Source organism: Phenylobacterium sp. (genome assembly GCF_036563385.1).
Lineage (GTDB): Bacteria > Pseudomonadota > Alphaproteobacteria > Caulobacterales > Caulobacteraceae > Phenylobacterium.
This window is the reverse complement of record NZ_DATCML010000016.1, coordinates 148,322-162,354: the sequence shown is the minus strand read 5'-3', so window position 1 is coordinate 162,354 and position 14,033 is coordinate 148,322. Positions and strand designations below refer to the sequence as shown.

General features: G+C 71.1%; 13 protein-coding genes, 1 other RNA gene and 1 pseudogene. 9 read left to right on the top strand and 6 right to left on the bottom strand.

Annotated elements, in window-relative coordinates:
- Nucleotides 1-38 precede the first annotated feature (38 nt).
- Nucleotides 39-2,687 (bottom strand): glycoside hydrolase family 3 protein, encoded by a 2,649-nt coding sequence (locus tag VIL67_RS18440; protein WP_332050384.1) that lies wholly within the window; start codon nt 2,685-2,687, stop codon nt 39-41.
- A 179-nt stretch (nt 2,688-2,866) separates the two neighbouring features.
- On the opposite strand from VIL67_RS18440, the gene ffs reads away from it, so the two are divergent.
- The 6 genes from ffs (at nt 2,867) to def (ending at nt 7,780) form a co-directional block, all read left to right on the top strand.
- Nucleotides 2,867-2,965: signal recognition particle sRNA small type (ffs, locus tag VIL67_RS18435), an RNA gene on the top strand.
- 66 nt (nt 2,966-3,031) lie between these two features.
- The gene (locus VIL67_RS18430; protein ID WP_332050383.1) at nt 3,032-4,849 is read left to right on the top strand and encodes a DNA polymerase III subunit gamma/tau; all 1,818 of its coding nucleotides are present in this window, start codon (nt 3,032-3,034) and stop codon (nt 4,847-4,849) included.
- A 141-nt stretch (nt 4,850-4,990) separates the two neighbouring features.
- Entirely contained in the window at nt 4,991-5,317 is a 327-nt protein-coding gene (locus tag VIL67_RS18425; RefSeq protein ID WP_332050382.1) for a YbaB/EbfC family nucleoid-associated protein, read from the top strand.
- 1 nt (nt 5,318) lies between these two features.
- Nucleotides 5,319-5,921, top strand: coding sequence for a recombination mediator RecR (recR, locus tag VIL67_RS18420; RefSeq protein WP_332050381.1), 603 nt, complete (start codon nt 5,319-5,321; stop codon nt 5,919-5,921).
- A gap of 67 nt (nt 5,922-5,988) precedes the next feature.
- A complete protein-coding gene (locus VIL67_RS18415; RefSeq protein ID WP_332050380.1) occupies nt 5,989-7,218 on the top strand; it encodes a DNA recombination protein RmuC in 1,230 nt (409 codons plus the stop codon).
- A 52-nt stretch (nt 7,219-7,270) separates the two neighbouring features.
- Nucleotides 7,271-7,780 carry a peptide deformylase gene (gene def, locus VIL67_RS18410; RefSeq protein WP_332050379.1) on the top strand — a complete coding sequence of 170 codons (510 nt, stop codon included), beginning with the start codon at nt 7,271-7,273 and terminating at the stop codon, nt 7,778-7,780.
- A 71-nt stretch (nt 7,781-7,851) separates the two neighbouring features.
- Here the strand turns inward: def and VIL67_RS18405 are convergent, their stop codons facing one another.
- Nucleotides 7,852-8,154: a hypothetical protein gene (locus VIL67_RS18405; RefSeq protein WP_332050378.1), complete on the bottom strand. Its 303-nt coding sequence runs from the start codon at nt 8,152-8,154 to the stop codon at nt 7,852-7,854.
- Between the two features lie 88 nt (nt 8,155-8,242).
- Here VIL67_RS18405 and fmt point away from each other — a divergent pair, with 88 nt between their 5' ends.
- Nucleotides 8,243-9,169, top strand: a complete 927-nt coding sequence (gene fmt, locus VIL67_RS18400; protein ID WP_332050377.1) for a methionyl-tRNA formyltransferase — start codon at nt 8,243-8,245, stop codon at nt 9,167-9,169.
- Nucleotides 9,169-9,906: a tRNA pseudouridine(38-40) synthase TruA gene (gene truA, locus VIL67_RS18395; protein ID WP_332050376.1), complete on the top strand. Its 738-nt coding sequence runs from the start codon at nt 9,169-9,171 to the stop codon at nt 9,904-9,906. Before fmt ends, truA begins: the two co-directional genes overlap by 1 nt.
- A gap of 28 nt (nt 9,907-9,934) precedes the next feature.
- Here truA and dapE read toward each other — a convergent pair whose 3' ends face one another.
- Nucleotides 9,935-11,089: a succinyl-diaminopimelate desuccinylase gene (gene dapE, locus VIL67_RS18390; RefSeq protein ID WP_332050375.1), complete on the bottom strand. Its 1,155-nt coding sequence runs from the start codon at nt 11,087-11,089 to the stop codon at nt 9,935-9,937.
- 44 nt (nt 11,090-11,133) lie between these two features.
- Between dapE and VIL67_RS18385 the strand changes: the two are divergent.
- Nucleotides 11,134-11,596: pseudogene (locus tag VIL67_RS18385) on the top strand (cupin domain-containing protein).
- A gap of 13 nt (nt 11,597-11,609) precedes the next feature.
- On the opposite strand, the gene dapD reads toward VIL67_RS18385, so the two are convergent.
- From dapD to argB, 3 genes are read right to left on the bottom strand one after another with little or no spacing between them, the layout of a single operon-like run.
- Nucleotides 11,610-12,452 (bottom strand): 2,3,4,5-tetrahydropyridine-2,6-dicarboxylate N-succinyltransferase, encoded by an 843-nt coding sequence (gene dapD, locus VIL67_RS18380; RefSeq protein WP_332050374.1) that lies wholly within the window; start codon nt 12,450-12,452, stop codon nt 11,610-11,612.
- The gene (locus tag VIL67_RS18375) at nt 12,449-13,117 is read right to left on the bottom strand and encodes a pyrimidine 5'-nucleotidase (protein ID WP_332050373.1); all 669 of its coding nucleotides are present in this window, start codon (nt 13,115-13,117) and stop codon (nt 12,449-12,451) included. Before VIL67_RS18375 ends, dapD begins: the two co-directional genes overlap by 4 nt.
- Nucleotides 13,114-14,028 (bottom strand): acetylglutamate kinase, encoded by a 915-nt coding sequence (argB, locus tag VIL67_RS18370; RefSeq protein ID WP_332050372.1) that lies wholly within the window; start codon nt 14,026-14,028, stop codon nt 13,114-13,116. The genes VIL67_RS18375 and argB overlap by 4 nt, the downstream gene beginning before the upstream one ends.
- Between the last annotated feature and the right edge of the window lie 5 nt (nt 14,029-14,033).

Genomic DNA, 14,033 nt, shown 5'->3' with positions numbered 1-14,033 from the left:
CGTTCTAGAGCGCCCGGACGGCCTTGCGAAGCGCCGGCCTAAAGCGGCAGGGGCCGGCGACCGGTGATCTCGAACCGCGTGCGGCCGCCGGGGGGCATGGCGAGCCCCGGGCGGGCCAGCGGCTGGCCGCCGCCGACCCAGACCTCCACCGGGCCCGGCTCGATGGCGCGTGCGCCGTCGGCGGCGACCACGCTCAGCGCCCGGTCCTGGAGCGTGAAGCGCACCGTCCGCGTCTCTCCGCGCTTGAGGTGGATCCGCTCGAAGCCCTGCAGGCTGCGCAGCGGCGCGTCCGGCTTGCCGGGATGGGAGAGATAGAGCTGCACCACTTCATCCGCGTCCATGGCCCCGGAGTTGGTGACGTCCACGGAGACGGTGACGCTCTGGTCCGCGCCGATTCGGGGCGCGCTCACCCGCACCGGCCCGTAGGCGAAGCGGGCGTAGCTGAGCCCATGGCCGAACGGATAGAGCGCTTCGCCGGCGAAGTAGCGGTAGGTCCGCCCCGCCATCCGGTAATCGCTGAAGCCGGGCAGCTGGTCCGCCGAGCGGTAGAAGGTCACGGGCAGCCGCCCGGCGGGGCTGTAGTCGCCAGCCAGCAGCTGGGCCACCGCATGGCCGCCCTCGCCGCCGGGATACCAGGCCTCGACGATGGCCGGCAGGTTGGCGTCCGCCCAGTTCACCGAGAGCGCGCTGCCGTTCATCAGCACCAGCACCACGGGCTTCCCCGTGGCGTGCAGCCGCTCCAGCAATCTCTGTTGCGGCGCCGGCAGGTCGAGGCTGGTGCGGTCCCCGCCGGAGAAGCCCGGCACCTGCAGCTTCATCTCCTCGCCCTCGACCCTGGCCGAGAGGCCGCCCACGAACACCACAAGGTCGGCGTTGCGGGCGGCGTCGATCGCCGCCTGGCCCTCGTCGCCGGGCAGGCTCCACACCAGGCGCTGACGGCCCTTCACGCCCCGCTGGAAGCCCTCCACGCGGATCGGATAGCGCTTACCGGCCTCCAGCCGCACGGCGCCGTCCAGGATCGAAGGCGCGTCGCCCACGCCCCACTCGTCGACCACCGGCTTGCCGTCGATGAACACCCGGTAGCCGTTGTCGCTGGCCAGCCGGAACCGGTGCTCGCCCGTGGCCGGCGCGGTGATGAAGCCGCTCCAGCGGATCGAGCTCTCGCGTTCCCCGGTCCAGTCGAAGGCGGCGTTGGCGGTCGTCCGGGTCTCCGCCGGGGCGCCCTCGGCCCGCAGGTTGCGGAAGGTCTCCTGGCGCAGGCCGCGCTGCGTGCACGCCGCATCCATGCAGAACGCCGCGTCAGGCACGGGCGCGGCCGCCGGCCCGACCACGCCCACGCCCTCCACGTGCACGATCTCGGCGCTCGGGAACCGGGCCTTGATCCCCGCCAGCACAGTCACCGGCTTCGAAGGCGTGCCGTAGTAGTTGCCGATCAGGGCGTCGACGCTGTCGGCGTTCGGCCCCACGACGGCGATGCGGCGCGGCGCAGCCTTCAGGGGCAGCAGGCCGTCGTTCTTCAGCAGCACCATGGAGGCCTTGGCCATTTCGAGCGCCCGCGCGTGATGCTCGGGCGTGTCGTTCTGCGCGGCGGTGATCTTCGAGAACGGCACGGCGGCGGGCGGGTCGAACAGGCCCAGACGGATGCGGTCGGCGAACAGGCGCACGAGCGCCCGGTCCAGCAGCGCCTCCGGCATGACACCCTTGCGGACCGCCGAGACGACCGCGCCGGCCTCCATGTTCCAGTCGGCGCGATAGTCGCCGCAGACCACGTCCATGCCGGCCGCGAGCGCCCGGGCGATCCCCTCTTCCGGCGTCTTCACATAGCGGAGGCTGTCCTCCCGGTAGATGTTCGCGGCCGCGCCGCAGTCGGAGACCACGTGGCCCCTGAAGCCCCAGGCCTTGCGCAGCCGGGTTTCCAGCAGGTCCTCGCTGGCGCACGCCGGGATGCCGTCGACCGCGTTGTAGGCGCACATCACCGCCTGCACCTTGCCCTCGGTGACCGTGGCCCGGAACGCCGGCAGGTAGGTCTCCTCCAGGTCCTTCGGGTTCGGGTGAACGTCCTCCCGATGGCGGTTCGACTCCGGCCCGGAGTGCACCGCGTAGTGCTTCGAAGTGGCGATGGTCTTGAAGTACTTCGGGTCGTCCCCCTGCAGGCCGCGGATGAAGGCGATGCCGATCCGCGAGGTCAGGTAGGGGTCCTCCCCATAGGTCTCCTGGCCCCGGCCCCAGCGCGGGTCGCGGAAGATGTTGATGTTGGGCGACCAGACGGTGAGCCCCCGGTACCAGTCCGTCCCGCCGTCGGGGCCCACCCGCTCGGCGTACTTGGCCCGGAACTCGGTGCTGATGACGTCGGCCGCCGCCTGCATCCGCTGCGGGTCCCAGGTGGCGGCCATGCCGATCGCCTGCGGGAAAACCGTGGCGAAGCCGGCGCGGGCCACGCCGTGCAGGCCCTCGTTCCACCAGTTGTACTTGGGCACGCCCAGCCGCGGGATCGCGGGCGCGTCGTGGCCGAGCTGGCGCGCCTTCTCCTCGAGCGTCATCCGCGAGACGAGGTCGGCGGCCCTTTGTTCGGGGCTCAGGGACGTGTCGCGCAGCCGCGAGGGACCGGCGGCGGGCTGCGCCTGCGCGGCCTCCGCCAGGCCTACGGAAACCAGCCACGCGCACAAAAGCAGGGCCTTGCGAACCACCGTGTTTCCTCCGGGTCTTGCGCCGCAGCGTCCGTTCGGGAGCCGCGATCTGTCGTGTTGCGTTACCGCTAACATCCTTCCGGCGCAGCTGTCGAGCCGGCTTCAGCCTGGCCCGCCAGGATCGGACGCGGCAGGCGGTTCCTGTTGCGCCGGCCGCCGCCAGCGGCCATATACCCGCCCGGAGATCGGCGACGGGCGAAGGCCTCGCCAACCTGGTCAGGGCCGGAAGGCAGCAGCCACAACGAGATCCCCTTCGGGTCGGCGTCCGGTCTCCACCTCGTTTCGGCCATTGGCCGCAGGGCTTTCCCCTTTTCCCGACGGCAGGCGTCCCCTTAAGTAGCCGCATGGCGGACGAAGACTTCACGCTCGATTCCGACCCGCCGGAGCGGGATCCGAACACGGGGGACATGTTCGGCGACGAGCCGAAGCCGCCGGCCCCCGCACAGGGGACCGACGAGGGCGCGGCCTACACCGTCATCGCCCGCAAGTACCGGCCGAAGACCTTCGAGGACCTCTATGGCCAGGAGGCCATGGTGCGGACGCTGCGCAATGCGTTCGCCACCGGCCGGATCGCCCACGCCTTCATGCTCACCGGCGTCCGCGGGGTCGGCAAGACCACGACGGCGCGCCTGCTGGCCCGCGCCCTGAACTACGAGACCGACGACATCCACGAGCCGACCCTCGACTTCAAGGGCGAGGGGCGGCACTGCCGGGCGATCATCGAGGGCCGGCACATGGACGTGCTCGAGCTCGACGCGGCCTCGCGGACCGGGGTGGCCGACATGCGCGAGCTGCTGGACGGCGTCCGCTATGCGCCCGTCGAAGCTCGCTACAAGGTCTACATCATCGACGAGGTCCACATGCTGTCGACGGGGGCGTTCAACGCGCTCCTGAAGACGCTGGAAGAGCCGCCGCCGCACGCCAAGTTCATCTTCGCCACGACCGAAATCCGCAAGGTGCCGGTGACCATCCTGTCCCGCACCCAGCGGTTCGACCTGCGGCGGGTGGAACCCGAGGTCCTGCTCAAGAACCTCGAGATGATCTGCGAGAACGAGGGCGCGCGCGTCGAGCAGGAGGGCCTGATGCTGATCGCCCGCGCCGCCGAAGGCTCGGTGCGCGACGGCCAGTCCATGCTCGACCAGGCGATCGTCCAGGCCGAGCCTGGGCAGACCGTCACCGCCGAGAGCATCCGGGACATGCTGGGCCTCGCCGACCGGGCGCAGACCATCGCACTGTTCGAGGAGATCATGCGCGGCCAGGCCGGCCCGGCCATCGAGACCTTCCGCACGCTCTACGGCTACGGCGCCAATCCCGACCAGGTCATGCTGGACCTGCTGGACCACTGCCACGGCGCATCCGTCGCCAAGGCCATCGGGCCCCAGGCCCTGGTGATGCCGAAGGAGCAGGCCGCCCGGTTGGCCGCCATCTGCGCCTCGGTGTCGGCCGGCGTGCTCTCCAGGCTCTGGCAGCTGCTGCTGAAGGCGTATGAGGAGGTCCGTCGCGCGCCCGACGCCGCGGCCGCCACCGACATGGCGATCATCCGCATGGCCTTCGCCGCCGACCTGCCCGGGCCGGAAGAGGCGCTGAAGAAGCTGCGCGCCGGGGAGCCGATCTCCGGCGGGTCCGGCGGCGGAGCAATGCCCTCCGGCGGCGGCGGCGGCGGCGGCGCTGGCGCTGGCGGGGGAGCGGCCTCGGCCGTGGCCCGGCAGCCTATGGCCCAGCCGCAGGCGGCCGAGCCGGCGCCCACCCTGCAGTCCTTCGACGACGTCATGGCGCTGATCGAAAAGCGCCGGGACATCACCCTGAAGCTGGACGTGGAGCGCTACGTCCGCCCGATCAGCTTCCGCACGGGCGCGATCGAATACGAGCCAGCGCCCGGCGCGCCGCGCGACCTCGCCCAGCGCCTCGTGGCGCGCCTCAAGGAGTGGACTGGCGAGCGCTGGCTGATCGTCGCCCAGGGCGGCGGCGGGGCCGAGAGCCTCTGGGAGAAGCAGAAGCGCGAGCAGCGCGAGGTGCGCGCCCAGATCGAGCAGGACCCCTTCGTCCAGTCTGTGCTGCAGGCCTTCCCCGGCGCCGAGATCGTCTCCATCCGAAACCAGCCGCAGCCGGAAACTCAGGCCGAGGGCGCGCCGCCGCCCGAGGAAGAGGCCGACGAGGACTAGCGGCGAAGCCGCATTTCCATCACCACCCGGGGCGCAATGCGCACCAAGGGACTGGCGTGTCAGGGCGCCTTGGTGTCCTTGGTGCTCCTGGTGGTTTCAATTCCAGGCGCCTGAGGCGCCTTTGAGTGAGAAGGTCGTGCAATGAAGGACCTCAACGCCCTGATGAAGCAGGCCCAGGCCATGCAGCAGAAGCTGGCCGACGCCCAGGCGCGGCTGGCCGAGCTCAACGTCGAGGGCACCTCCGGCGGCGGCATGGTCAAGGTGACCCTCAAGGGCTCGGGCGAGCTCGCCCGTGTCGACCTCGACGAGAGCCTGATCCAGCCGGGCGAGGGCGAGGTGATCTCCGACCTGGTGGTCGCCGCCCACGCCGACGCCAAGCGCAAGCTCGACGAGAAGCAGGCGGAGATGATGCGCGAGGCCGCCGGTCCTCTGGCCGGCATGGGCCTGCCGGGCATGCCGAAGTTCTGATTTGGCCGCATCCGCCGGACCCGAGATCGAGCGGCTGATCGGCCTGCTCGCCAAGCTGCCGGGGCTCGGGCCGCGGTCGGCGAGGCGCGCCGCGCTGGCCCTGCTGAAACGGCGCGACCAGCTGCTGAACCCGCTGGCCGACGCCCTCTCGGAAGCCGCCCAGCGGGTGAAGACCTGCCAGGTCTGCGGCAGCCTCGACACCCAGGACCCCTGCGCCATCTGTTCGGACCCGCAGCGCGACGCCGCGCTGATCTGCGTGGTGGAGGAGGTGGGGGCGCTTTGGGCCATGGAACGGGCGGGCGCCTTCCGCGGCCGCTACCACGTGCTGGGCGGCCTGCTCTCGGCGCTCGACGGGGTGGGGCCGGAAGCCCTGCGCGTGGGCCCGCTGGTGGGTCGCGCCGCCGACCCGGCGGTGCGCGAGGTGATCCTGGCGCTCCCGGCCACCGTCGACGGCCAGACCACCGCCCACTACCTCGCCGACCGCCTCGAGAACGCCGAGGTCTCGGTGACCATGCTCGCCCGCGGCGTGCCGGTCGGTGGCGAGCTCGACTGGCTGGACGACGGCACCATCGCCCAGGCCATGCGGGCGCGCAGGCCGGCCTAGCGCCGCCCGGGAGCCCTGCGACGCCGGGGCGGTAGAACCGACTCACCGTTCGCGCTAAGAACGCAGCATGAACATCGCCATCCTCGCCGCCGTTCTGTTCGCCGCCCTGGCTGCGGCCGCCGTCGCCTGGGCGCTGAAGGAACGGGTCCGCGCCTCCGTCGCCGAGGCCCGCATCTCCCTGCTGGAAGGCCAGGCCGAGGCCCACGCCGAGTACCTGAAGGCGCAGGCCGCCCAGTCCGCCAACGCCGTGGCCGAGGCGCTGGTCAAGCAGACCGAGGAGACCTTCCGTAATCGCGAGCAGCTGGCCCAGGCGCGCATCGAGGCCCAACTGAAGCCGGTGGCCGAGACCCTGCAGAAGTTCCAGGAGCAGGTGGCCGCGGTGGAGAAGCAGCGCGCCGAGGAAACCGGCGGCCTGAAGCAGCAGATCTCCCAGCTGCTCGCCGCCTCCACGGCCACCCAGGACGAGGCCCGCAAACTGTCGGCGGCGCTCCGCCGCGGGGCCGGCGTCCAGGGCCGCTGGGGCGAGCAGACCCTGCGCAACGTGCTGGAGGCCGCCGGCCTATCAAAGCGCTACGACTTCGATGAGCAGACCTCCACCGACACGGAGGAGGGCCGGCGCCGGCCCGACGTCACCATTCGCCTGCCGGGCGGCGGACTGTTCGTGATCGACGCCAAGTGCTCGCTGAACGCCTTCCTGGAGCTGCAGGACGCGGCGGACGACCTGGCCCGCGACGCCTGCGGCCTGCGCCACGTGCAGAGCGTCCGCGGCCACATCCAGGGCCTGTCAGCCAAGGCCTACTGGGACCAGTTCGAGAGCTCCCCGGACTTCGTCGCCATGTTCGTGCCGCTGGATTCGGCGCTCGCCGCCGCCCTCGACCGGGCGCCGGACCTGCTCACCGAGGCCATGGACCGGCGGGTGGTGATCGTCACCCCGACCACGCTGTTCGCCCTCTGCAAGGCGGTGAGCTATGGCTGGCGAGTCGAGGACCAGGCGGCCAACGCCCGCAAGATCGCCGACCTCGGCCGCGAGCTCTACAAGCGCATCGCCGTCATGGGCGGCCACGCCTCTTCGGTGGGCAAGGCGCTCACCGCCGCGGTGGACCGCTACAACCAGATGGTCGCCTCGCTCGAGACCCAGGTGCTTACCCAGGCCAAGCGGTTCGAGGACCTGAAGGTCGATCACCAGGGTAAGGAGATCGCGGAGATCGCGCCGGTGGAGGCGTCGGTGCGTCCGCTCGTGAAGCTGCATCCTGCCGAAGGGCCGCAGGTCCGGCTGGTGGCGGGTGAGGACGCCTGAGCCTATGATCTCCGACCTTGACGCTCGGAAATAGCCACCCTACCTCCCCGCCATGGCCATCCGCGAAATCCTCACGGTCCCGAACCCGGTCCTGAAGCAGGTCTCCGAACCCGTCACCGAGGTGACCGACGAGACCCGCGCGCTCATGGATGACATGCTGGAGACCATGTACGCGGCGCCCGGGATCGGCCTGGCCGCCATCCAGATCGGGGTCCCCAAGCGCATCATCGTCATGGACCTGGCGCGCCCTGAGGAAGACAAGCAGCCGCGCTACTTCGTCAATCCGGAGATCCTCTGGTCCTCCGACGACACCGCCCCCTACGAGGAGGGCTGCCTCTCGGTGCCGGAGTACTACGACGAGGTGGAGCGCCCCGCCCGGGTTAAGCTGCGCTACCTGAACTACCAGGGCGAGCTGGTCGAGGAGGAGGCCGACGGCCTCTACGCCGTCTGCATCCAGCACGAGATGGACCATCTGAACGGCGTGCTTTTCATCGACCACCTGTCGCGCCTGAAGCGCGAGCAGGCGGTGAAGAAGGTCAAGAAGATCAGCAAGGCGGCCTGACGGCCCCCCCCACGCGGGCGCAAGCCCAGGACGCCGGGTCGGAACCGCCCGCCGCTGAGCCGCGTCGCGCTCTACTTCTTCTCCGCCGGCGCGTCCTCGTTTGAAGCGTCCTTGATCGCCGAGCCCAGGCTCTTCAGCGCGGCCTCCGCCTCGTCTCCGGCCTTCTTCACGTCGGGGTCGCTGGTGATCTCCTTCAGCTCCTCGCCGGCCTTGTCGAGGTTGGCCTCCATCTCGCTACCCACCTCCACGGCGCCCGTCTTCACGTCGGAGGCGGCCGCGTTCGCCTCGGCTTGCGTCTTGTCCTGCTCGGACTGGCTGCAGGCGGCGATGGCCAGGGCGAAGCCGAGCACGGCGGCGGTGGCGATCGATCTCATTCGAGGCTCCCTATTTGTCGGCCGCTGAACGGCGGCGCTTGCGGCCAAGTTCCCTTGGGAAGGGGGACGGGGTAAAGCCCCCCGCATCATGCGCCTCGCCTTTCTCGGCACCCCCGACTTCTCCGTCGCCGCGCTCCAGGCCCTCGTGGACGCGGGCCACGAGATCGCCTGCGTCTATTCCCAGCCGCCCGCCCCGCGCGGGCGCGGCCAGGCCCTGAAGCCCTCGCCGGTGCACGCCTTCGCCGAGGCGCGCGACATCCCGGTGCGCACGCCCGCCTCCATGCGCGACCCGGCCGAGATCGAGGCCTTCCGGGCGCTTGCGCTGGACGCCGCGGTGGTGGTCGCCTTCGGGCAGATCCTGCCGCGCGATGTGCTGGAGGCCCCGCGCCTCGGCTCGTTCAACGTGCATGCCTCCCTGCTGCCCCGCTGGCGCGGCGCCGCGCCGATCCAGCGGGCGATCATGGCCGGCGACCCGATCACCGGCGTGCAGGTCATGCGCATGACCGAGGGCCTCGACGAGGGGCCGGTGCTGGCGACCGCCACCGTGCGGATCGGCGCCTCCGACACCGCGGCCACCCTGCACGATCGCCTGGCGGCCGCCGGCGCCGAGCTCATCGCCCGCACCCTGCCCGAGATCGAGGCTGGCCGCGCCGTGGAGACCCCGCAGCCTGAGGAGGGGATCACCTACGCCAAGAAGATCCGCTCGAAGGAGGCGCGGATCGATTGGGGCAAGCCGGCCGAAGAGGTGGACCGCAAGATCCGCGGCCTCTCGCCCTTCCCCGGCGCCTGGTTCGAGTTGCCGACCGAGAAGGGCCCCGTCCGGGTCAAGGCCCTGCTGTCGGCCTTCGAGGACGTGGACGGGACGCCCGGCGCCGCCCTGGACGACCGCCTGCTAGTCGCCTGCGGGGGCGGGGCGGTGCGCCTGCTGCGCGTGCAGCGCGAGGGCCGCGGCCCGCAGGATGCCGAGGCCTTCCTGAACGGCGCGCCGGTCCCGCCTGGAACCAAGCTCGGCTGATGCCCCGCTACCGCCTCACCATCGAATACGACGGCCGCCCCTACCACGGCTTCCAGGCGCAGGAGCGCCTGCCCTCGGTGCAGGGCGCGATCGAGGCGGCCGTGAAGGCCTTCTCGGGCGAGACCTTGCGCCTGCAGGCCGCCGGTCGCACCGACACCGGCGTCCACGCCACCGGCCAGGTGGTGCACGTCGACCTGGCCAAGGACTGGCCCGCCGAGACGGTCCGCAATGCGCTCAACGCCTACCTCGTGGACGAGCGGGTCTCGGTGCTCGAGGCCGGTGTGGCGGAGGGCGATTGGCACGCCCGCTTCTCGGCCAAGGAGCGGCGCTACCTCTACCGGATCCTGAACCGCCTCGGCCCGCCGGCCCTGGACAAGGGCCGCGTCTGGCACGTGAAGAAGCCGCTCGACGCCGAGGCGATGCACGAGGCCGCTCAGGTGCTGGTCGGCCACCACGACTTCACAACCTTCCGCGACCTGGGGTGCCAGGCGAAGAGCCCGATGAAGACCTTGGACGTGGCGCGCGTGTCCCGTGTGGGCGAGGAGGTCCACCTGGAGTTCGCCTCGCGCAGCTTCCTGCACCGTCAGGTCCGCTCCATGACCGGCAGCCTGGCGCAGGTCGGCCTCGGCCGCTGGACCCGGGACGATCTCCGCGCCGCCCTGGAGGCGAAAGACCGCAAGGCCTGCGGCCCCGTCGCCCCCTCCGACGGCCTCTACCTCACGCACGTGGGGTACTAGTCTCCTCTCCCGCAAGCGGGAGAGGATCTCAGGCGCCGAACGCCGCGAAGTACCGCCGGATCAGCGCTTCGTAGACCGCTTGCAGCTGGCGGATCTCCTCCACCGGCGCGCGTTCGTCCACCTGGTGCATGGTACGGCCCACCAGGCCCACCTCCACCACCGGGCAGAGCGCGCGGATGAAGCGGGCGTCGCTGGTGCCTCCGGACGTGGAGAGCTCCGGCGCCTGGCCCGCAGCCTCTTCCACCGCCGCGGCCACGACCTCGGTGAACCGCCCAGGCTCGGTGAGGAAGGCCTCGCCGCTGATCTGCGGGACGACGGTCACCTTGCCCCTGAAACCCTCGCCGGCCTTCTCGGCCTCCGCCTTGATCCAGTCAGCCAGGGCCTGGCCGGTGTGGTTCGGGTTGAAGCGGATGTTCAGCCGCGCCTTGGCCAGGCCGGGGATCACGTTGGTCGCCGTGTTCGGCACGTCGATCATGGTCACTTCCAGGTTTGACGGCTGGAACTCCGGATAGCCCTCGTCCAGCACCCGCGCCTGCAGGGCGGCCAGCAGCCTCACCAGCACCGGTGTCGGGTTGGCCGCCCGGTGCGGATAGGCCACGTGACCCTGGACGCCCTCCACCGTGATCTCGGCGTTGATCGAGCCGCGGCGGCCGACCTTGACCATGTCCCCGAACGACTCGGCGCTCGTCGGCTCGCCCACCACGCAGTGGTCGATCGCCTCGCCTTCCGCCTGCAGCGCCTGGACCACCTTCTTGGTGCCGTCCAGCGCCACGCCCTCCTCGTCCCCGGTGATCAGGAAGGAGAGCGAGCCCTTCACCTCGCCGGCCGCGATCGCCCTGGCCGCGGCGGCGGCGAAGGCGGCGATGGCGCTCTTCATGTCCACGGCGCCGCGCCCGATCAGCACTCCGTCCACCACCTCGGCGGCGAAGGCGTCCTTCGACCAGGCGGCGGCGTCGCCCACCGGCACCACATCGGTGTGGCCGGCGAAGCAGAGGTTCGGTCGCCCTGTCCCGAAGCGGGCGTAGAGGTTCTCGATCTCCCCGAACCGCATCCGTCGGCAGGCGAAGCCGAGCCCCTCCAGGGTCCGCTCCACGATCTCCATGGCGCCCGCGTCGGCCGGCGTGACGGACGGGCGGCGGATCAGCTCGCGGGTGAGTTCGACGGCGTCTATGGCGGCGGACATGGCGAGGCTCTACCTCTCCTGGACGCAAGAGGCGAGGGGACGACATGCCGAAGATCGACGTGGCGAGCGTGCCGGTGCTGGAAGGGTCGGGCTATCCCGCCCCGCACCACGAGCCTTGCCCGGGCGCGCCAGCGGCTGGGAGACGCAGCGGGCCTCACCCAGTTCGGGGTCAACCTGATGACCCTGAAGCCCGGCGGTTGGTCGTCCCAGCGGCACTGGCACACGCACGAGGACGAGTTCGTCTGGATCGTGGACGGCGAAGTGGTGCTGGTCACCGACGACGGCGAGCAGGTTCTGCGCGCCGGCGACTGCGCGGGCTTCCCGGCCGGCGTCGCCAACGGCCACCACCTGCAGAACCGCAGCGACCGCCCGGCCCTGCTGCTCGAGGTCGGCTCGCGCCGTCCCGATGCCGACCGCTGCGACTACCCCGACCTCGACATGGTGGTCGGCCCCGACGAGGTCTACCGCCACCGCGACGGCGCGCCCTATCCCGAGCGCTCCCCCTGAGGGGGAGCCTCCCTCAGTCGCGCAGCAGCTCATTGATCGAGGTCTTCGACCGCGTCCGCTCGTCCACAGTCTTCATGATCACCGCGCAGTAGGTGGACGGCAGGGCCGGGTCGTGCGGGTTCGGCCGCGAGCCCGACACCACCACCGAATAGGGCGGCACCTCGCCCGTGCGGACCTCTCCGGTCCGGCGGTCGATGATCGGGGTCGTGGAAGTGATGAACACGCCCATGGAGAGCACGCTCCCCTCGCGCACGATCACGCCCTCGGCCACCTCCGCGCGGGCGCCGATGAAGCAGTTGTCCTCGATGATCGTCGGGTTGGCCTGCAGGGGCTCCAGCACCCCGCCCAGGCCGGCGCCGCCGGAGATGTGGCAGTTCTTCCCCACCTGCGCGCACGAGCCGACAGTGGCCCAGGTATCGATCATCGTCCCCTCGTCCACGAAGGCGCCGATGTTCACGAAGGAGGGCATCAGCACCACGTTGCGGCCGATGTGCGCGCCCTTGCGCACAATGGCCCCCGGGACGGCCCGGAAGCCCGCGGCCTCGAACTGCGGTGCGTCCCAGCCGTGGAACTTGGTGGGCACCTTGTCCCAGTAGGGACCGGGCGCGCCGGCGTGCATCACCTGGTTCGCATTGAGCCGGAAGGAGAGCAGGATCGCCTCCTTCACCCACTGGTTCACCACCCAGTGGCCGTCGGCGCCGCGATGGGCCACGCGCAGCTTGCCGGCGTCCAGCAGGTTCAGCGTCTCGTCGACGGCGGTGCGCACCGGCCCCTTGGTGGCGGTGTTGATCCCGTCGCGGGCGGCCCAGGCGGCCTCGATCTCGGTCTTCAGGTCGTCGGCGGTGATGGTGGTCATGCGGCTTCCTTGACCTGGGCCGCGGCCAGGAACGGCGCGAGCCTTGCGGTGCGGTGGTGGACGAACGGGGCGGCGGAGGCGGGCGCGTGCGGGCCCACCAGCACAGTGGTCATCCCGAGCTCGGCGGCCGGCGCGAGGTTGCGCTCGGAATCCTCGAAGAAGGCGGCGGTGGCCGGCGCGATCCCATGAGCGGCGTTCATCGCCGCGAAGGCCGCCGGGTCGGGCTTGGGCCGGTAGTCGGTCAGGCCGATGTGGAAGACGTCGTCGAACAGGTCGGCGAGGCCCAGCCGGGCCAGCACCCGCTCGGCGTGGACGTCGTCGGCGTTGGTGAAGATCAGCCGCCGGCCCGGCAGCCGCTCCAGCGCCGCCAGCAGCTCGGGGTCGTGCGCCAGGGCCTCCAGCGACAGGTCGTGGAACAGGGCGTGGAACTCGGCGGGCTCCACGCCGTGGTGCTTCATCAGCCCGATCAGGGTCAGGCCGTGCTCGCGCAGATAGTCCTTCTGCAGCCGGTAGGCGTCATCGCGCGGCAGGCCGGTGACCTTCTGCACGAAGGCCGTCATCCGCCGCTCGATCTCTCCCATGAAGCCGGACTCGGCCGGGTAGAGGGTGTTGTCGAGGTCGAACAGCCAGGTGTCGACGTGCCTGAGGTCCGCCGGCTCGGTCATTCGCAGATCAGGGTGCCCGCGCCGTGCTCGGTGAACAGCTCCACCAACATGGCGTGGGGACGACGGCCGTCCAGGATGACCACCGCCTCCACGCCGGCCTCCACCGCCCCGATGGCCGTCTCCAGCTTGGGGATCATGCCGCCGGTGGCGACCCCGTCGGCGATCGCCGCCCGGGCCTCGGCCACGGTCATCTGGCGGATCAGCTCGCCGTCCTTGCCGAGCACCCCCGGCACGTCGGTGAGCAGCAGCATGCGCTTGGCGTTCAGCGCGCCAGCCAGGGCGCCGGCCACCGTGTCGGCGTTGATGTTGTAGGTCTCGCCGGTGTCGGACACCCCGATCGGCGCCACCACCGGGATGTAGTCCTCCTCGGCGTAGAGCAGGGCCTCGATCAGCTTCGGATCCACCTTCTTCGGCTCGCCCACGAAGCCCAGGTCGACCATCTGCTCCTCGTCGGAGTCGGGCGCCTTCTTGGTGCGGGTGACCTTCTCGACCACGATCAGCTTGGCGTCCTTGCCCGACAGGCCCACGCCGCGCACGTCGGCCTCGGCGCCGGCCTGGGTGATCCAGTTGGCGATCTCCTTGTTGATCGCGCCGGAGAGCACCATCTCGGCCACCTCCATGGTGGCCTCGTCGGTCACCCGCAGGCCGTCCACGAAGGTCGATTTCACGCCCGCCTTGGAGAGCCACGCCGAGATCTGCGGCCCGCCGCCGTGCACCACCACCGGATGGACGCCCAGCATCTTCAGCAGCACGGCGTCGGCGGCGAACAGCTTGGCCACCTGCTCCTCGCCCATGGCGTGGCCGCCGTATTTGATGACCACCGTCTCGCGGTCGTAGATCTGGATGTAGGGCAGCGCCTCGGCGAGCGTCTTGGCCGTCGCCCAACCCTGGCCGTTCGTCTCGTCCGCCACTGCTC